The sequence below is a fragment of the Kocuria rhizosphaerae genome (assembly GCF_044462265.1).
Taxonomy (GTDB): domain Bacteria; phylum Actinomycetota; class Actinomycetes; order Actinomycetales; family Micrococcaceae; genus Kocuria; species Kocuria rhizosphaerae.
Genome location: NZ_JBISWL010000129.1, coordinates 1 through 17,452 on the forward strand (window position 1 = coordinate 1; position 17,452 = coordinate 17,452).

The following is a 17,452-nucleotide window of genomic DNA, read 5'->3' on the forward strand; positions in this document are numbered from 1 at the left end:
CCCTCACGCCTCGAGACCCCAGGAGACTGCACGGATGAAGATCGGACTGCTGACCAGCGGCGGGGACTGCCCCGGCCTCAACGCCGTGATCCGCGGGGCGGTGCTGCACGGGATCAAGACCTACGGCCACGAGTTCGTGGGCTTCCGCGACGGCTGGCGCGGGGTCGTGGACGGCGACATCATGGACCTGCCCCGCACCCGGGTCCGCGGCCTGGCCCGGGAGGGCGGGACCATCCTGGGCACCTCCCGCACCAACCCCTACGAGGGCCCCGGCGGCGGCCCCGAGAAGATCGCGGTCATGCTCGAGCGCCACCACATCGACGCGATCGTCGCCGTCGGCGGGGAGGGCACCCTGGCCGGGGCCAAGCGCCTGGCCGAGGCCGGGCTGCCCGTGGTCGGGGTCCCCAAGACCATCGACAACGACCTGCAGGCCACCGACTACACCTTCGGCTTCGACACCGCCGTGTCCATCGCCACCGACGCCATGGACCGGCTGCGCACCACCGGGGAGTCCCACCACCGGGCCATGGTCGCGGAGGTCATGGGCCGCCACGTCGGCTGGATCGCCCTGCACTCCGGGATGTCGGCCGGGGCCCACGCCGTGCTGATCCCCGAGCAGCAGGTCTCCATGGACCAGGTCTGCGCCTGGGTGAGCGAGGTCCACGACCGCGGCCGCTCCCCGCTGGTCGTCGTGGCCGAGGGCTTCATCCCCGAGGGCGCCGACGACGTCGTGGCCGGCAGGGGCACCGAGGCCTCCGGCCGGCCCCGCCTGGGCGGGGTCGGGGAGCACGTCACCGAGCAGATCGAGGCGCGCACCGGCATCGAGACCCGCAACACCATCCTGGGCCACATCCAGCGCGGCGGGGCCCCCACCGGCTTCGACCGGGTCCTGGCCACCCGCTACGGCCTGGCCGTGGTCGACCTCGTCCACGCCAAGCAGTGGGGGAAGATGGTCGCCATCCGCGGCACCGACATGGTCCGCGTCCCCTTCGAGGACGCCCTCGCCGGACTCAAGACCGTCCCCCAGCACCGCTGGGACGAGGCCAAGGTCCTCTTCGGCCGCTGACCGGGCCCCGGGGGCGTGCGCTAGCCGTGCGCCCCCCGGGGCCCGCGCAGGAAGCCCGAGCGCCGCCCGACGACCTGCCCGGCGTCCGGAGCGACGACGACCTGCTGCGCGGCGGCCCAGCGCTGCCCGTCCTCCGTGACGACGAGGTCGACCGCGGGGTCGACGGTGCGCTTGAGCACGGCCAGCGCGATCGGTCCCTGCTCGTGGTGCAGCTGCACGGAGGTCACCCGCCCGACGGTCCGCTCCCCCGCCACGACGTCCGCGCCCGGGGACGGCAGCGTGTGCTCCGAGCCGTCGAGGTCGAGCAGCGCCAGCCGGCGGGGCGGGTGGCCGAGGTTGTGCACGCGCGCCACCGTCTCCTGCCCCTTGTAGCACCCCTTCGCCAGGTGCACGGCGGTGCGCAGGAGGTCGAGCTCGTGCGGGATCGTCCGTTCGTCCGTCTCCGCGCCCCAGCGCGGACGCCACGCGGCGATCCGCAGGGCCTCCGCCGCCCACACGCCGGCGAGCGGCAGGTCACGGGTCACGGCGTCCAGGCGGTCGCGGGGCACCAGGTGCTCACACCACGTCCGCTCCTCCCCCGGGTGCGGGCCCTCGAGGGCGGCGTAGCTCCACCCGCCCGGGCCGATCTCCGGCCACGGGTCCCGCCAGACGACGGGGGCCTCGAGACCGGGCACGGGGCCCGCCGCGCCGAGCACGGCCCACTCGGCGGTGCGGTCGGCGACCTCCACGCGCAGGGCGAAGCGCATGGACTCCAGCCACGTGACCAGGGGCGCGGTCTCGCCGGCCTCGGTGACGAGCCAGGTCGTGACGCCGTCGTCGACGACGTGGGGGGCGGTCTCGATCCGCCCCTGCACGGACAGGAAGAGGGTCTCGGTGCTCGCGCCGGGCTCGAGGCCGGTGAGCACCTGGGAGGACAGCGTGGTGAGCCAGCTCAGGCGGTCCGGGCCGGTGACGGTCACGACGCCCTTGTGGGAGAGGTCCACGACGGTGCCCGGGGTGCGAACGAGAGCACGCTGCTCCCGCACGGGGTCCCCGTAGTGGGCGGCCACGCCGCGGTCGAGGCCGCCGGCCTCGACCGCCCCGGGCCGTGCGAGCAGGGGGGAGCGCTGGTCGGTCACGGGTCAGCCGATCTTCCGGAGCTGGGCGGAGGCGTGCGTCGCCAGGGGCCCCCCGAGGGCGGCCATGTCCCAGGCCCAGAAGAGGTCGCCGTGGACGAGGCCGTACATGCGGGTCGAGGAGCTGTACTCCTTGGCGCCGCGGGCGCGGACCACGGCGTCGGTGGAGAGGTCGATCCGGGGTCCCTTGATCTGCCCGACGTACAGCTCGGCGACACCACCGGGGTGGGTGAGCGTCACGAGCACGTCGAAGCCGCCGTCGGCGTTGCGCAGCCGTTCGACGTCCTCGGCGCCCTTGAGCACGGGCACGAGGTCCGGCGGGAGCATCCCGGGTCCCACGTCGCCGTCCTCGAGGGTGCGGTCGAGCTGCCAGAACCCCTGTTCCACGGTCGCCGGGCGCATCGGCTGCCCCTCCTCGTCGAGGAGCGTCGTGCTGGCCCGGTACTCCAGGAACGGCAGGCCGTTCTGCTCGAAGCTCACGCGCTGCCGGAAGGGCCGCTGCTCGACCTCTCCGTAGCCCATGAATCCGTCACCCTCCCACGTGCCCAGCAACCAGGCGAAGGGAACGAGCTCGGGGGTCAGATCGGAGGGGATCTCGATGGGCACGGAACTAGTGCTGGCCCTTGAAGAGGCCGAAGATCACCTTGAGGGAGATCCCGGCGATGAACAGGCCGGAGATTCCGAGCAGGACGAGGTAGAAGATCTCGAGTGCAAGCATGGTCCTAAACTACCACGGTGCTCACGAGGCGGGCCGTGAAGAGGGCGCCCACGCCGAGGAACGCCACCGGCGTCACGCCGAGGGCCACGACCCCGCGCAGCTGCGAGCGCTTCGGGGCCGCGGCGATGACCCGGGCGCCCACGAGGGCGACGACGGCGGCCACCACGGCACCGACCACCACGAGCACCCCGGGCTCGGGGCCCACGGCCTGGTAGTCGCCGGCCAGCGCGATCCACCCCGAGGAGCTGACGGCCGCGAGCACCCCGGCCGTGGAGGCGATCGTCGACTCGAGCCGCTGCTCCGCGCCCTCCCCCCGGACGAGCTCCGCGGCGAACACGACCATGAGGGCGACCCCCACGACCGCCGGCACCCACACGAGCCGCTGGCCGGGCAGGAGGTGGACGAGCAGGGCCGCGACCACGCCGGCGGCGCTCATGACGACGTTGTGCCGGTGCCGCGCCTCGATGCCGGTGGCGGCGGGCCATCCGAAGCCGATCACCACGGACATCACGACCGCCAGGAGCAGCGGCACGGGCCCCCCGGCCACGACGGCGGCCAGCGCGGCCACGAGGCTGAGCACGGCGCACGCGGCGATCATGGCGTATCTCATGGCGTTCGGGTTCCTGGACTCTCGGCGGTCGGGACCGGGCTCGGGCGGACACGAGCAACGATAGCGGCTCCCCCGCCGGCCGCGCCGGGACCGCGCGGGCGCCTCCGGGCCCCGACCTATACTGACAACTCAGCCCGTACCCGAGAGCGGAGAAGCACGCGTGTTCCAGATCCTGATGCTGACCGACGCGGGCGGACCCTCGGCGTCGGTGCTGCCGGCCCTGGACCTGCTCAACCACAAGGTGGCGGTCGCCCCGACCCGCACCGCGTCGGGCAGCCTCGAGGGGCGGGACCCGGACATCGTGCTCCTGGACGGGCGCAGCGAGCTCATCACCGCGCGCAACCTCGCGCAGCTGCTCACGACGAAGGGCCTCGCGGCCCCGCTGCTCATGGTGCTCACGGAGGGCGGGATGGCCGCGGTCTCGGCCAGCTGGATGGTCGACGACGTCGTGCTCGACACCGCCGGGCCGGCGGAGGTGGAGGCCCGGCTGCGCCTGGCCTCCTCCCGCACCGAGGAGGCGCCCGAGGACGACACGCGGATCCGCGCGGGCTCCGTGGTCATCGACGACGCGGCGTACTCGGCCCACGTCAACGGGCAGCCGCTGAACCTGACGTACAAGGAGTTCGAGCTGCTGAAGTTCCTGGCCCAGAACGCCGGGCGGGTCTTCACCCGCGCGCAGCTGCTGAGCGAGGTCTGGGGCTACGACTACTACGGGGGCACCCGCACCGTGGACGTCCACGTCCGGCGGCTGCGCGCCAAGCTCGGCGCCGACCACGAGCATCTGATCACCACGGTGCGTAACGTGGGCTACAGCTTCGCCACGAGCCGGGCGCGGGAGAGCTGAGAGGCCCACCGCACCGGCCCCCGCCCGTCCCGCAGGAGGTCCCATGTCCCCGTCCGCGCCGCACGACCTGGAACGCCCCGGCACCCCGCCGGTCGAGGAGATCATCGCCCTCGCCGCCCGCGCGGAGGTCGAGGACGGCGACCCGCCGTTCTCCGACCAGACGCTCGTGGACCTGCGGCGCCCCGACGGGCGGGTCCGCACCGTGCTCGTCCGCGCGGCCGGGGGCGCGCTCGCGGGGGCGGCAGTGCGGGTGCGCGGGTCCGGCGACGACGACGCGCACCTCGTGGAGCTCGTCGTGGACCCCGGTCACCGCCGCCGCGGCATCGGCTCGGCCCTGGCCGCCACCGTGGCCGGGGAGACCACCGGCGCGGTCCGGGCGTGGGCGCACGGCGGCCACCCGGGCGCGGCCGTGCTGGCCGCCCGGCACGGGCTGGCCCCCGTCCGCGAGCTGCACCGGCTGCTGCGCCCCCTGCGCGACGCCACGGACCTGCCGCTGCCGGCCGCGGTCCCCGCCGGCTTCGTGCTGCGCGCGTTCGAGCCGGGCCGCGACGAGCAGGAGTGGCTGCGGGTCAACGCGGCCGCGTTCGCCGACCACCCCGAGCAGGGCCGGATGACCCTCGAGGACCTCCGGGAGCGGGAGGCCGAGCCCTGGTTCGACCCCACGGGCTTCCTGCTGGCCGTCCGGGCGGAGGACCCGCGCACCGTGGCCGGCTTCCACTGGACCAAGGTCCACGCCGGGGACGGCGAGCGCGAGCCGATCGGGGAGGTCTACGCGGTGGGCGTGGCCCCCGAGCAGCAGGGCACCGGGCTCGGCCGCGCCCTGACCGCGGCCGGCGTGAACCACCTCGCGCGGCTGGGCCTGCCCGAGGTCATGCTCTATGTGGACGGGGACAACACGGCCGCCCTGAGGCTCTACGAGCGTCTCGGCTTCCGGCCGTGGCACCTCGACGTCATGTACGCCGGCACCCTCCCCGCCTGACCCTCCCCGGACCGCTACCGACAGGACCGCGATGACCACGCACCAGCAGGACACCCCGCCGGCCGACCCGGCGGCCGACGAGCCCGGCCCGGCGACCGGGCCGGTGGAGCTCGCCGCGCCGGAGGACGCCGCCCGGGGCCACGGGGACCGGGACCGGATCGACGACCCGGTCCCGGCGGCGCGCCAGGTCCTCGAGGGCGACCACGGCCCCGAGCGCTTCCTGGACCGGGAGGAGAGCTGGATCGCGTTCAACACCCGTGTGCTGGAGCTCGCGGAGGACCCGGACCTCTTCCTGCTCGAACGGGTCCACTTCCTGTCCATCGTGGCCTCGAACCTGGACGAGTTCTTCATGGTCCGCGTCGCGGGGCTCAAGCGGCGCATCGCCACGGGCATCGCCCGACCGGCCGCCTCGGGGAGCTCTCCCGCGGAGCAGATGGCGGCCATCGCCGTGGGCGCCCACGAGCTGCAGGAGCGCCACGCCCGGGCCTTCCACGACCTGGTGCGCCCGGAGCTGACCCGGGAGAACATCCACCTCGTGGGGTGGGACGACGTCGAGGACGAGGCGCGGGCACGGCTGACCCGGGACTTCCACGACCAGGTGTTCCCGATCCTGACGCCGCTGGCCGTGGACCCGGCCCACCCGTTCCCCTACATCTCCGGGCTGAGCCTCAACCTCGCGGTGATGGTGCGCAACCCGCAGTCGGGCAAGCGCCTGTTCGCCCGCGTCAAGGTTCCCGACCAGCTGCCCCGGCTCGTGTCGGTGGACGGCCCGCGGGTGCGGCCCGGGCCGAGCCGGGAGGCACGGTTCATCCCGCTCGAGGACGTCATCGCCCAGCACCTGGACGACCTGTTCCCCGGCATGGACGTCGAGGAGCACCAGGTGTTCCGCGTGACGCGCAACGAGGACCTGGAGGTCGAGGAGGACGACGCGGAGAACCTCCTCCAGGCCCTCGAGAAGGAGCTCCTGCGCCGCCGTTTCGGCCCGGCCGTCCGGCTCGAGGTCACGGACAGCATCAGCGGGGAGGTCCTCGACCTGCTCGTCTCCGAGCTGGGCATCGACGAGTCGGAGATCTACCGGCTGCCCGCGCCGCTGGACCTCCGGGGCCTGGGCGTCATCGCCGGCATCGACCGCCCCGAGCTCCACTACGCCCGGCACGTGGCCCACACCTCCCGGTACCTCAACGCCGCGGAGACCGCCAAGGCGGCGGACGTCTTCGCCGCGACCCGCGCCCGCGACGTCCTCCTGCACCACCCCTACGACTCGTTCGCCACGAGCGTGCAGGCCTTCCTCGAGCAGGCGGCCGCGGACCCCCGCGTCCAGGCCATCAAGCAGACGCTCTACCGCACCTCGGGCGACTCCCCCATCGTGGACGCCCTGATCGACGCCGCCGAGGCCGGCAAGCAGGTGCTCGCGCTCGTGGAGATCAAGGCGCGCTTCGACGAGCAGGCGAACATCTCCTGGGCCCGCAAGCTCGAGCAGGCCGGTGTGCACGTGGTCTACGGGATCGTGGGCCTGAAGACCCACTGCAAGCTCTCCCTCGTCGTCCGCCAGGAGGACCACGGGCTGCGCCGCTACGTCCACATCGGCACGGGCAACTACCACCCCTCGACCGCGCGGTACTACGAGGACCTGGGGCTGCTCACGTGCGCCCCGGAGGTGGGCGAGGACGTCTCCCGGCTGTTCAACCAGCTCTCCGGCTACGCCCCGAAGACCACGTTCCGGCGCCTGCTCGTGGCCCCGCGCTCGGTGCGCTCCGGGCTGGTCGACCTCGTCGAGGCGGAGATCCGCCACCACCGGGCGGGCCGGCCGGCGCGCGTCCAGGTCAAGTGCAACTCGATCGTCGACGAGGCCGTCATCGACGCCCTCTACCGGGCGTCCCAGGCCGGCGTGCCCGTCGACGTCGTGGTGCGCGGGATCTGCGCGCTGCGCCCCGGGGTGCCGGGACTGAGCGAGAACATCCGGGTGCGCTCGGTGCTGGGCCGGTTCCTGGAGCACTCCCGGGTCTTCGCGTTCTGCAACGCGGGCGACCCGGTGGTCTACATCGGCTCGGCCGACATGATGCACCGCAACCTGGACCGCCGCGTCGAGACCCTCGTGCGGATCACGGACCCCCGCCAGGCGCAGTCGCTCGTGCGGCTGCTCGGCCGCTACACCTCGGACGGCACGAGCAGCTGGCACCTGGACGCCGACGGCACGTGGACCCGTCACCACCGGGACGCCGAGGGCCTGCCGCTCGTGGACCTCCAGGACCACCTGCTGCGCAGCCGGGCCCTGGGGCGACCCACCGTCTGAGGCCGGTAGCATCGTGCACGGCGCAGGCCCCGGAGAAGGCGCCGCGCCCTCCCGAGCACCACGGACAGGGGACGAGGAAGGGACCATGCCCAGCACCGCCGAGAAGAGCCTCCCGACGACCGGTGAGCGGACCGGCGCCCACCGGCCCGCCGACGTCGTCGCGGCCGGGTGCCTGTGCTGGCGCCGCGGCAACGGTGCCCTGGAGGTGCTGCTCATCCACCGCCCGCGCTACGACGACTGGTCCTTCCCGAAGGGCAAGCAGGACGACGGCGAGACGCTGCCCGAGACGGCGCACCGGGAGGTGCGGGAGGAGACCGGGCTGACCCCGCGGCTGGGCGTCCCGCTGCCCACGATCCGCTACGAGGTCAAGGACGGGACCAAGGACGTCCGCTACTGGGCCGCGGAGTTCGGCCCGAACGCCCGGCCCCAGCCGGACGGGCGGGAGGTCGACGAGTACCGCTGGGTGTCCACGGACGAGGCCCGGGCGCTGCTCAGCAATCCCTCCGACCTGGAGCCCCTCGCGGCCCTCGTGGCCCTGCACGAGCGGGACGACCTCGCCACGCGTCCGGCCATCGTCGTCCGGCACGCTAAGGCCAAGCCCCGCTCCTCCTGGTCCCGCGCCGAGGGGGACCGCCCGCTCGCCGCGACCGGCAAGCGCCAGGCGCTGGCCGTGACGCGGCTGCTCCGGGCGTGGTCGCCGGAACGGGTGCTCACCTCGCCGTGGCTGCGCTGCCTGTCCACCGTGGTCCCGTACGCCCGGAAGGCCGGGGTCGGCGTGCGTGAGCGACCGCAGCTCACCGAGGCCTCCCACAAGCGCCACCCGAAGAAGGCCGCCGCCGTGGCGCAGACGATGTTCGACAAGGACGTCCCCGTGGCCCTGTGCACGCACCGCCCGGTGCTGCCCACCGTCATCAAGGTCATCGCCCGGCACGCCTCCCACGAGCTCACCGCTCTCCTCCCGGCGAAGGATCCGTACCTGTCCCCCGGCGAGATGATCGTGCTGCAGGTCTCCCGTCGCCACCGCGGCCGGGTGGTGTCCGTGGAGCTCGTGAAGCCCTTCGACGACTGACGCCGCCCGCGGCCCGCCCCGCGCGCACGGCCTCCCGCCGACCACCGCCGGTCCACCACCACCCCACCACGACCGCCCCGCCCTGACCGACCTGCCCCGACCGCCCCGAGGAGCTCCGCATGACCGCCCCCGACCCCACCCCGGTGCCGACTCCCTACGAGGACCTCCTGCGCGAGGTCCTCGAGGAGGGCGTGCACAAGGCCGACCGCACGGGCACCGGGACCCGGAGCCTGTTCGGCCGTCAGATCCGCTTCGACCTCGGCGCCTCCTTCCCCCTGCTGACCACCAAGCGGGTGCACTTCCGGTCGCTGGCGCTGGAGCTGCTGTGGTTCCTGCGCGGGGACTCCAACGTCCGGTGGCTGCAGGAGCGCGGGGTGACCATCTGGGACGAGTGGGCGGACGAGAACGGGGACCTCGGACCCGTCTACGGCGTGCAGTGGCGGGCCTGGCCCGTCCCCGGCGGCGGGGCGATCGACCAGATCGCGGACGTCGTGGAGCGGATCCGCACCGACCCGGACTCCCGCCGGCACGTGGTCACGGCCTGGAACCCCGCCGAGGTGGCGGAGATGGCGCTGCCGCCGTGCCACGCCCTGTTCCAGTTCTACGTCGAGCCGCGGGAGGACGGCCCGGGCCGGCTGTCGTGCCAGCTCTACCAGCGCTCCGCCGACATGTTCCTGGGCGTGCCCTTCAACATCGCCTCCTACGCCCTGCTCACCGTCATGGTGGCGCAGCAGACGGACCTCGAGCCCGGGGAGTTCGTGTGGACGGGGGGTGACTGCCACGTCTACGACAACCACGTGGCCCAGGTCCGGGAGCAGCTCTCGCGGGAGCCGTACCCGTACCCGCGGCTGAGGCTCGCGCGACGGCCGGCGTCGGTCTTCGACTACGAGTACGAGGACTTCGAGGTCCTCGACTACCGGCACCACCCCGCGATCAAGGCACCGGTGGCGGTGTGAGCGCCCGGGAGGCGGCCCGCGGCCCCGTCGTCGGGGCGATCTGGGCGCAGACCCAGGACGGCGTCATCGGCCGTGGCGGCACGATGCCCTGGTCCCTGCCCGAGGACCTCGCGTTCTTCCGCCGGACGACCACGGGGCACCCCGTCGTCATGGGGCGGCGGACGTGGGAGTCCTTCCCCCCGCGCTTCCGGCCGCTGCCCGGGCGCACCAACATCGTCATCACGTCCACCCCGGAGCGGGTGCTGCGCGACGCCGCCCCCGGGACCGTGCGCACCGCGTCGTCCTACGCGGAGGCCGTGGAGCTGGCCCGGTCGAGCCCCGGCGCCGAGCGCATCTGGGTGATCGGGGGAGGCACGGTCTACGAGCAGGCCCTCGCCGCCCCGGAGCACCCCGTCACGGAGGTTCTCGTGACGGTCATCGACCTCGACGTCGACGGGGACACCCACGCCCCGCGGCTCGAGGGCTCCTGGGCCACGGAACGGGTCGTGGAGCCGTCGGTGTCCCGCACGGGTCTGCGCTACCGCATCGACCGCCGGGTCCGCCGCTGACCCGGGCCGGCCAGCGGCCGAACCCCGCCGCGGACCCGCCGGTTCCGTCCGCCGGGGCCCTCCGGTAGCGTGATGCCCACCACTGCCCGCCGCACGGCCGGGGAGGACGAGCCAGGAGGACGACCGTGACCGCAGAGCACCCCGAGCCGCAGATCCGCGAGGACCCGCAGCTGCGCGTGGTCGAGAACACGGACCTGGACCGCTTCGAGCTGTGGAAGGGACAGCAGTTCGTCGGCTTCGAGGGCTTCCGCCGGCACGGCGACGCCACGGTCGAGCTGCTGCACACCATCATGGACGAGCAGTTCGGGCGACAGGGCTACGCCCGTACCCTCGTGACCCTGCTGCTGCGCCGGTTCCGGGAGGAAGAGGTCCTCGTGCGGCCCACGTGCCCCTACGTCCAGGGGTACCTGCACCGCTTCCCGCAGTACCAGGACGTCCTCGCCCCCGGCTGCGAGCTCCCACCGGCCGTGCCCGGGAAGCGGCGGCGCAGGGCCTTCCACCGTGCCCCGTAGACTGGGGGCATGACTTTTCGCTCGGGAGATCAGGTAGGGTTCGTCGGCTGGCGGGGCATGGTGGGCTCCGTGCTCATGCAGCGCATGCAGGAGGAGGGGGACTTCGAGGGCATCGACCCCGTGTTCTTCTCCACCTCCAGCGCCGGCCGTCCCGCGCCGGCCTTCGCCGGGGACGCCGGCACCCTGCAGGACGCCCACGACGTCGAGGCGCTCTGCAAGCTGCCCGTGATCGTCACCGCCCAGGGCGGGGACTACACCAAGGACGTGCACGGCAGGCTGCGCGCGGCCGGCTGGGACGGGCTGTGGATCGACGCGGCCTCGACCCTGCGCATGAACGAGGACGCGATCATCGTCCTGGACCCCGTGAACCGCGACGTCATCGACCGGGGCCTGGAGTCCGGCGTGAAGGACTTCGTGGGCGGCAACTGCACCGTCTCGTGCCTGCTCATGGGCCTGGGCGGGCTGTTCCGCAACGACCTCGTCGAGTGGGCGACGTCGATGAGCTACCAGGCCGCCTCCGGTGGCGGGGCACGGCACATGCGCGAGGTGCTCGCCCAGTTCGGCGCCCTGCACGGCGCCGTCGCCGACGAGCTCACCGACCCCGCCTCGGCGATCCTCGACATCGACCGGAAGGTCCTCGACGCCCAGCGCGGCGACGACCTCGACACCTCGATGTTCGGCGCGCCCCTGTCCGGATCCCTCATCCCCTGGATCGACGCGGATCTCGGCAACGGCCAGTCCCGCGAGGAGTGGAAGTCGGCCGCGGAGACGAACAAGATCCTCGGCCGCACGGACCGCTACGCCCAGGACTGGGTGCCCATGGACGGACTGTGCGTGCGCATCGCCACCATGCGCTCCCACTCCCAGGCGCTGACCATCAAGCTGCGGGAGGACCTCCCCGTGGAGGAGATCGAGCGGATCGTGGACGCCGACAACGAGTGGGCCACCGTGGTGCCGAACACCAAGGAGGACACCATGCGGGAGCTGACCCCCGTGGCGACCTCGGGGACCCTCGGCATCCCCGTCGGACGGATCCGCAAGCTGTCCATGGGGCCGGGCTACATCAGTGCCTTCACGATCGGCGACCAGCTGCTGTGGGGCGCGGCCGAGCCCCTGCGCCGCATGCTGCGCATCGCGACCGGCACCCTGTAGCGCCGTGGACGAGGTCCCGGCAGGGCTGACCGTCGACCCCGGCGACCCGCGGCCGCCGTACGAGCAGCTCAAGCAGCGCGTGCTGGGCGGCCGCGCGGACGGGTCCCTGCCCGCAGGAACACGCCTGCCCCCGGTCCGACGGCTCGCGGAGGCCCTCGGGCTCGCGGCCAACACCGTGGCGAAGGCCTACCGGGAGCTCGAGGCGGCCGGCGTGATCGAGACCCGTGGACGGCAGGGCAGCTTCGTGCGGGCCCCGGACCGGTCCGGGGAGCTCGCCGTGCAGGCCGCCCGGCGCTACGCCCGGGAGGTCGCGGACCTCGGCCTCACGGCCGAGCAGGCCCTCGAGCTCGTCGCCGCGCAGCTGCGCCGCTGAGGGCGGGGCGGCACCGGGGCGTCAGCCGTGCGGGGTGCGCAGGTGCCGGGGCCCGGGCAGCAGGTCCACGGGTCCCTGGAGGGCCCGCCGGTGGCGCCCCTCCGCGGTGCGGGCCAGCCACCAGCGCCACGCGCGCACGATCTGCTGCTTGACCCAGTGGTTGAGCCGGTGCGCCCAGTGGAACTCGGTGCCCCAGATGCCCAGCCCCAGGAAGATCGCGAGCCAGCCCGGTCCGGGCGTGACCAGCATGACCAGGCCCGCCAGGACGAACACCCCGCCGAGCACCGTCACGACGGTCTTGTAGGCAGCGAACAGCACCGGGTGGCCCCTCGACCAGACGCGCAACCGGCGCAGGGCCCGCCGCACCCGGCCCTGCGAGCTCTCCCCCTGGGCGATCTCCTCCTCGATCCCGCTCACGTCCGCCCCTCAGACCGAGGTGCCCACGATGACCGGCTCGGCCACGAGTTCCACGCCGTAGACGGCGGCGACCCCGTCGCGCACGGTGCGGGCCAGGGCCATGAGGTCCTCCGCGGAGGCGCCCCCGCGGTTCGTCAGGGCCAGCGTGTGCTTCGTGGACAGCGCCGCCCGGCCCCCGGCCACGGCGGCGCCGTCCAGGCCCAGGAGCTCGTTGCGGGTCCCGGGCAGCCCGAACCCCTTCGCGAAGCCCGCGTGGTCGATCAGCCACGCGGCGGAGAGCTTGACCCGGTCCGCGAGCGGGCGTCCCGCGACGTCGACCACCGGGAAGCGGGGGGCCTCGGCGGGCACGCGGCCCCCGAGCCCGTCCGCGGGCAGGATCGGGTTCGTGAAGAAGGACCCCGTGCTGTAGGTGTCCCGGTCGGCGGGGTCCAGCACCATGCCCTTGCCCGCGCGCAGGGCGAGCACCGTGTCCCGCACGCGGCCCAGCGGGGCGCGCCCGCCCACCTCGACGCCGAGCCGGCGGGCCAGCTCGCCGTAGCGCACGGGGGCGCTGTCGGCGCCCCGGCAGAGCCGGAACCGCACGGCCAGCACCACGTGCCGCGGCGAGCCGTCGACCGTGCCGCGCTTGAGCGCGGAGTCCCGGTAGGAGAACTCCAGCTCCTCCGGGGAGAAGGTGCGCACGCGCCCCTCGCGCCGGTCCCACGCGCGGACCAGCTCGATGGTCTGGGCGACCTCCTGACCGTAGGCGCCCACGTTCTGCACGGGGGTGGCGCCCGTGGTGCCGGGAATGCCGGAGAGCGCCTCGATGCCGGCCAGTCCGTCCGCCACGACCCGGGCCACGAGCTCGTCCCACGGGTGGCCCGCCTGGACCTCGAGAAGCACGCCGTCCGCGTCCTCGGCCAGGGTCCGCACACCCCGCGTGGCCACGTGCACGACGGTCCCGCCGAACCCGGCGTCGGCCGCGATGAGGTTCGAGCCGCCCCCGACGAGCAGCACGGGCCGGCCGGCGGCGTCGGCGCCGGCGACGGCGTCGACCACCGCCCGCTCGGTCTCCGCGCGCACGTAGTGGCGGGCGGGCCCGCCCACCGCGGCGGTGGTGAGGTCGGCCAGGCGAGGGGACGTCATGACGACCAGTTTATCGGCCGGTCCCCGGCCGCCGGCTCCGCTCGACGACACCGCGCGCACCGCCGGCTCCTCACGCGAGGTGCACCACGGCCTGGGCCTTGACCAGCACCTTCAGCGGCGCGGCGGTCGCCGGGTCCGCGTCCGGGGCCGACAGGTCGGGCGCGGTGACGGTGAGGTCCACTCGGGCGGTGCGCGCGGCGTCGTCGAGCGCGCCGATCCGCCCGGAGACCGTGAGGGCGGTGGAGGGCTCGACCTCGGTGCCGAAGCGGTTGGGCACGACGACCGGCTTGGTGAAGCGGGACTGGTAGTCGACCACGGCGGCGGGGTCGCCCACCCAGTCGGTCACGAGCTGCACCGCGGCGCCCATCGTGAGCATCCCGTGGGCGATGACGTCGGGCAGGTCCACGGAACGGGCGAACTGCTCGTTCCAGTGGATGGGGTTGAGGTCGCCGGAGGCCCCGGCGTAGCGGACGAGGTCCGCGCGGGAGAGCTCGACCCGGCGCTCCCCGATCTCCTGGCCCTTCTCGAGGCCGTCGAAGGCGATGGTCACGCTCACTGCTCCTCTCCTCTCACCAGCAGGGACGAGACGGTCGTGGCGACCTGTTCCCCGTCCACGGTGCTGATCTCGGCGCGGGAGGTCACCATGGCTCCCGAGCCCATGGCCCGCACCTGGTCGACGTGCAGCTCGGCGACGAGCTCGTCCCCGGCCACGATCGGGCGGTGGTGGGTGAAGCGCTGGTCGGCGTGGACCACGCGGGAGAAGTCGATCCCGGCCTCGGGGTCGGCGATCAGCGCGGCGTCGGCGCGCTGGGCCACGACGATCGCGAAGGTCGGCGGGGCCACGAGGTCCTCGTGGCCGAGGGCGCGTGCCGCCTCGACGTCGTGGTGGGCCGGGTGACCGGCCTGCACGGCACGGGCGAACTCGCGGATCGCCTCGCGGCCGACGCTGTAGGGCTCGGCCGGCGGGTAGGTCCGGCCGACCAGATCGGGGTTCACGGGCATGGCAGCTCCTGGCTGGACGGGCCGCTCGGGGGCGGCGGGAACCCGCCCAGTCTACGGCGGCCCCGGAACGACAGAAGCCCGTGACCGGCAAGGGTCACGGGCTTCACGCCGTAGCGGTGGACGGGCTCGATCCGTCGACCTCACGATTATGAGTCGTGCGCTCTAACCAGCTGAGCTACACCGCCGGGCTGATGCGACACCTCGGACACCGGCCGGTGGGCCGGACCGCGGGATCTCATCATGAGAGCCCCGACCGGGAATCGATCCCGGGACCTCCATCTTACCAAGATGGCGCTCTACCACTGAGCTATCGGGGCAACGACGAAGACTCTACCAGCAGGTTTCGGCAGAACCAAAATCGTCCGGAGGCTCCGGAACGGCCACCGGAGGGCTGCCGCGGACAGGTGCGTCCGCCCTGATCGGCCCGGGATTCCGGGGTGTCAGCCCCCCCCCTCCGGCGCGGTGTGGAGGTGAGGCACGCGGGCGGCCCCCGGGGTGGCCGGCGCTCCCGCGCGCGCCGCCCGTGCGAGCAGGACACAGGAGCAGGAGACAGCAGGGGACGAGCCGTGCGGCTCGCCCCCTCCCCCGGCCCGCGGACCGGGTCCCGGACTCAGTACTTCTTCTGGCGCGGCTTGCGGAACGGCTTGTCGCCGTCCCGGTCGCCGCGCGGGTACCCGGACTTCTTGCCCTGGTAGCCCTCCCCGCCCCGGGTGCCGCCGGCGCGGCGCGGACGGTCCTGGTAGGAGGAGGTGCTCCGCGGACGGGCCCGCCCGCCGGCACCCGGGCCGCTGTCGGCCTCCAGCTGGATGAGCTCGCCGTTGATGCGGGTCCCGGCGAGCCGGTCGAGCGTGGCGGCGGGCAGGTTCTCGGGCAGGCCCACGAGGGTGTGGGTCGAGCGGATGTCGATCGCGCCGATCTGCTGGCCGGTGAGCCCGCCCTCGTTGGTGAGCGCGCCCACGACGGAGCCGGGCGAGACCCGGTGGCGGTGGCCCACGGCCAGCCGGTAGGTGGTCATGCCCTTCTCCGTGCGCGGCTCCCGGCGCGGGCGGCCCTCGCCGTCCCGCTCGGGGCGGCCGCGCTCGCGGTCCCGGGCGCGCGCCTGGGGCTCCGGCAGCTCCTCCACGAAGAAGGGCCGCCCGTCCTGGGCCATGACGGCGATCGCGGCGGCGATCTCCACGGCGTCGACGTCGTGCTCGGCCTGGTACTGCTCCACGAGCTCACGGAACTGGGACAGGTCCTCGGACTCCATGGTGTCCGTGATCTGCTGCGCGAACTTGTCCTTGCGGGTCTGGTTCACGTCCTCCGTGGAGGGCATCCGCATGAGCTCCACGGGCTGGCGGGTGGCCTTCTCGATGGCCCGCAGCAGGTACTTCTCCCGCGGGGTCATGAAGAGGATGGCCTCGCCGGAGCGCCCGGCGCGGCCCGTGCGGCCGATGCGGTGCACGTAGGACTCGGTGTCGTGCGGGATGTCGTAGTTGACCACGAGCGAGATCCGCTCGACGTCGAGGCCCCGGGCCGCGACGTCCGTGGCCACGAGGATGTCCACCTTGCCCTCGCGCAGGGCCTCCACGGTGCGCTCGCGCATGTTCTGCGGGATGTCGCCGTTGATCGCGGCGGCCGCGTAGCCGCGGGCCTTGAGCCGGTCGGCGACCTCCTCGGTGGCGGCCTTGGTGCGCACGAAGACGATGACGCCGTCGTAGTCGCCGACCTCCAGGATCCGCGTCATGGCCTCCATCTTGTGGGAGCCCATGACCTGGAGGTACCGCTGCCGGGTGTTGGTGCCCGTGGTCGTCTTCCCCTTGACGGCGATCTCCTGCGGGTCGCGCAGGTACTGCTTGGCGATCTTGCGGATCGCCGGGGGCATGGTCGCGGAGAAGAGGGCGACCTGCTTCTCGGTGGGCGTCTGGGACAGGATCTCCTCGACGTCCTCGGCGAAGCCCATCCGCAGCATCTCGTCGGCCTCGTCGAGGACCACGTACTGCAGGCCGGAGAGGTCCAGGGACCCCTTCTTGAGGTGGTCGATCACGCGCCCCGGAGTGCCGACGACGACCTGGGCGCCGCGGCGCAGCCCGGCCAGCTGGGGGCCGTAGGGCGAGCCGCCGTAGACGGGCAGGACGGTGAAGTCCTCGAGGTGGCCGGCGTAGGTGGAGAAGGCCTCGGCGACCTGCAGCGCGAGCTCACGGGTGGGGGCGAGCACGAGCACCTGGGTGCTGCGGGAGACGCCGTTGACGTCGGCCAGCTCGGCCAGCCGGGACAGCGCCGGCACCGCGAAGGCCGCGGTCTTGCCGGTGCCCGTCTGGGCCAGGCCCACGACGTCGCGGCCCTCGAGCAGGACCGGGATCGTCGCGGCCTGGATGGGCGTGGGGTTCTCGTAGCCGACCTCGTCCAGGGTGGCGAGCACCCGGGGGTCGATGCCGAGCTCGGCGAAGGTGGTGGTGTGCTCCTCGGTGGAGCCGGGCGCGCCGGGGGTGTCGACGGTCATGGAGAAGTGCCTCGTTCTGTGCGGGTGGCGGGCCCGGAGCAGGTCCTGGGGCGTCGGCCACGGTCGTGGTGTCCGGACGTCCCTGCCAACCACTTGGCGCTCCGCGCGGGGCGGGAGCGTCGGACACGGCGCGGACGGGCCGCGGCCGGAGACGGTGCGCTGACGGCACCGCGTTGCACGAGAGAGTGAGG

18 protein-coding genes and 2 tRNA genes are annotated in these 17,452 nt (G+C 73.8%); 10 read left to right on the forward strand and 10 right to left on the reverse strand.

What is annotated here, in order from left to right; genetic code table 11:
- Positions 1 to 34: 34 nt before the first annotated feature.
- On the forward strand, positions 35 to 1,066 hold the full coding sequence (locus ACH9EU_RS14555) for a 6-phosphofructokinase (RefSeq protein ID WP_396414151.1): 1,032 nt from the start codon (positions 35 to 37) through the stop codon (positions 1,064 to 1,066).
- A 20-nt stretch (positions 1,067 to 1,086) separates the two neighbouring features.
- On the opposite strand, the gene ygfZ is transcribed toward ACH9EU_RS14555, so the two are convergent.
- The 3 genes from ygfZ to ACH9EU_RS14570 form a co-directional block, all read right to left on the reverse strand.
- Positions 1,087 to 2,184, reverse strand: coding sequence for a CAF17-like 4Fe-4S cluster assembly/insertion protein YgfZ (ygfZ, locus tag ACH9EU_RS14560; RefSeq protein WP_396414634.1), 1,098 nt, complete (start codon positions 2,182 to 2,184; stop codon positions 1,087 to 1,089).
- Positions 2,185 to 2,187: 3 nt separating this feature from the next.
- Positions 2,188 to 2,787, reverse strand: coding sequence for an FABP family protein (locus tag ACH9EU_RS14565; RefSeq protein ID WP_396414635.1), 600 nt, complete (start codon positions 2,785 to 2,787; stop codon positions 2,188 to 2,190).
- A 116-nt stretch (positions 2,788 to 2,903) separates the two neighbouring features.
- Positions 2,904 to 3,509 carry a hypothetical protein gene (locus ACH9EU_RS14570; RefSeq protein WP_396414636.1) on the reverse strand — a complete coding sequence of 202 codons (606 nt, stop codon included), beginning with the start codon at positions 3,507 to 3,509 and terminating at the stop codon, positions 2,904 to 2,906.
- A gap of 160 nt (positions 3,510 to 3,669) precedes the next feature.
- On the opposite strand from ACH9EU_RS14570, the gene ACH9EU_RS14575 reads away from it, so the two are divergent.
- The 9 genes from ACH9EU_RS14575 to ACH9EU_RS14615 all read left to right on the forward strand — a co-directional run bounded on the left by ACH9EU_RS14575 (position 3,670) and on the right by ACH9EU_RS14615 (position 12,235).
- Positions 3,670 to 4,353: a winged helix-turn-helix domain-containing protein gene (locus ACH9EU_RS14575; protein WP_396414637.1), complete on the forward strand. Its 684-nt coding sequence runs from the start codon at positions 3,670 to 3,672 to the stop codon at positions 4,351 to 4,353.
- Positions 4,354 to 4,396: 43 nt separating this feature from the next.
- Entirely contained in the window at positions 4,397 to 5,332 is a 936-nt protein-coding gene (gene mshD, locus ACH9EU_RS14580) for a mycothiol synthase (RefSeq protein WP_396414638.1), read from the forward strand.
- Positions 5,333 to 5,363: 31 nt separating this feature from the next.
- Positions 5,364 to 7,625 carry an RNA degradosome polyphosphate kinase gene (locus ACH9EU_RS14585; RefSeq protein WP_396414639.1) on the forward strand — a complete coding sequence of 754 codons (2,262 nt, stop codon included), beginning with the start codon at positions 5,364 to 5,366 and terminating at the stop codon, positions 7,623 to 7,625.
- 85 nt (positions 7,626 to 7,710) lie between these two features.
- The gene (locus ACH9EU_RS14590) at positions 7,711 to 8,694 is read left to right on the forward strand and encodes an NUDIX hydrolase (RefSeq protein WP_396414640.1); all 984 of its coding nucleotides are present in this window, start codon (positions 7,711 to 7,713) and stop codon (positions 8,692 to 8,694) included.
- Between the two features lie 119 nt (positions 8,695 to 8,813).
- Complete coding sequence (locus tag ACH9EU_RS14595; protein ID WP_396414641.1) at positions 8,814 to 9,650, forward strand: thymidylate synthase; 837 nt, start codon at positions 8,814 to 8,816, stop codon at positions 9,648 to 9,650.
- Entirely contained in the window at positions 9,647 to 10,198 is a 552-nt protein-coding gene (locus ACH9EU_RS14600; protein ID WP_396414642.1) for a dihydrofolate reductase, read from the forward strand. The genes ACH9EU_RS14595 and ACH9EU_RS14600 overlap by 4 nt, the downstream gene beginning before the upstream one ends.
- Before the next feature lie 125 nt (positions 10,199 to 10,323).
- The gene (locus ACH9EU_RS14605) at positions 10,324 to 10,710 is read left to right on the forward strand and encodes an N-acetyltransferase (RefSeq protein ID WP_396414643.1); all 387 of its coding nucleotides are present in this window, start codon (positions 10,324 to 10,326) and stop codon (positions 10,708 to 10,710) included.
- A 9-nt stretch (positions 10,711 to 10,719) separates the two neighbouring features.
- Complete coding sequence (asd, locus tag ACH9EU_RS14610; RefSeq protein ID WP_396414644.1) at positions 10,720 to 11,862, forward strand: aspartate-semialdehyde dehydrogenase; 1,143 nt, start codon at positions 10,720 to 10,722, stop codon at positions 11,860 to 11,862.
- A gap of 4 nt (positions 11,863 to 11,866) precedes the next feature.
- Positions 11,867 to 12,235, forward strand: coding sequence for a GntR family transcriptional regulator (locus ACH9EU_RS14615; protein ID WP_396414645.1), 369 nt, complete (start codon positions 11,867 to 11,869; stop codon positions 12,233 to 12,235).
- A gap of 21 nt (positions 12,236 to 12,256) precedes the next feature.
- On the opposite strand, the gene ACH9EU_RS14620 is transcribed toward ACH9EU_RS14615, so the two are convergent.
- The 7 genes from ACH9EU_RS14620 to ACH9EU_RS14650 form a co-directional block, all read right to left on the reverse strand.
- The gene (locus tag ACH9EU_RS14620; protein WP_396414646.1) at positions 12,257 to 12,652 is read right to left on the reverse strand and encodes a PGPGW domain-containing protein; all 396 of its coding nucleotides are present in this window, start codon (positions 12,650 to 12,652) and stop codon (positions 12,257 to 12,259) included.
- 9 nt (positions 12,653 to 12,661) lie between these two features.
- A complete protein-coding gene (locus tag ACH9EU_RS14625; RefSeq protein WP_396414647.1) occupies positions 12,662 to 13,777 on the reverse strand; it encodes a UDP-N-acetylmuramate dehydrogenase in 1,116 nt (371 codons plus the stop codon).
- 70 nt (positions 13,778 to 13,847) lie between these two features.
- Positions 13,848 to 14,327, reverse strand: coding sequence for a MaoC family dehydratase (locus ACH9EU_RS14630; protein ID WP_396414694.1), 480 nt, complete (start codon positions 14,325 to 14,327; stop codon positions 13,848 to 13,850).
- A gap of 2 nt (positions 14,328 to 14,329) precedes the next feature.
- Entirely contained in the window at positions 14,330 to 14,779 is a 450-nt protein-coding gene (locus tag ACH9EU_RS14635) for an FAS1-like dehydratase domain-containing protein (protein WP_396414648.1), read from the reverse strand.
- A 111-nt stretch (positions 14,780 to 14,890) separates the two neighbouring features.
- Positions 14,891 to 14,964, reverse strand: a tRNA-Met gene (locus ACH9EU_RS14640).
- Between the two features lie 60 nt (positions 14,965 to 15,024).
- Positions 15,025 to 15,096 (reverse strand) — tRNA-Thr (locus ACH9EU_RS14645).
- Positions 15,097 to 15,389: 293 nt separating this feature from the next.
- Positions 15,390 to 17,261 (reverse strand): DEAD/DEAH box helicase, encoded by a 1,872-nt coding sequence (locus ACH9EU_RS14650; RefSeq protein ID WP_396414649.1) that lies wholly within the window; start codon positions 17,259 to 17,261, stop codon positions 15,390 to 15,392.
- Positions 17,262 to 17,452: the final 191 nt, after the last annotated feature.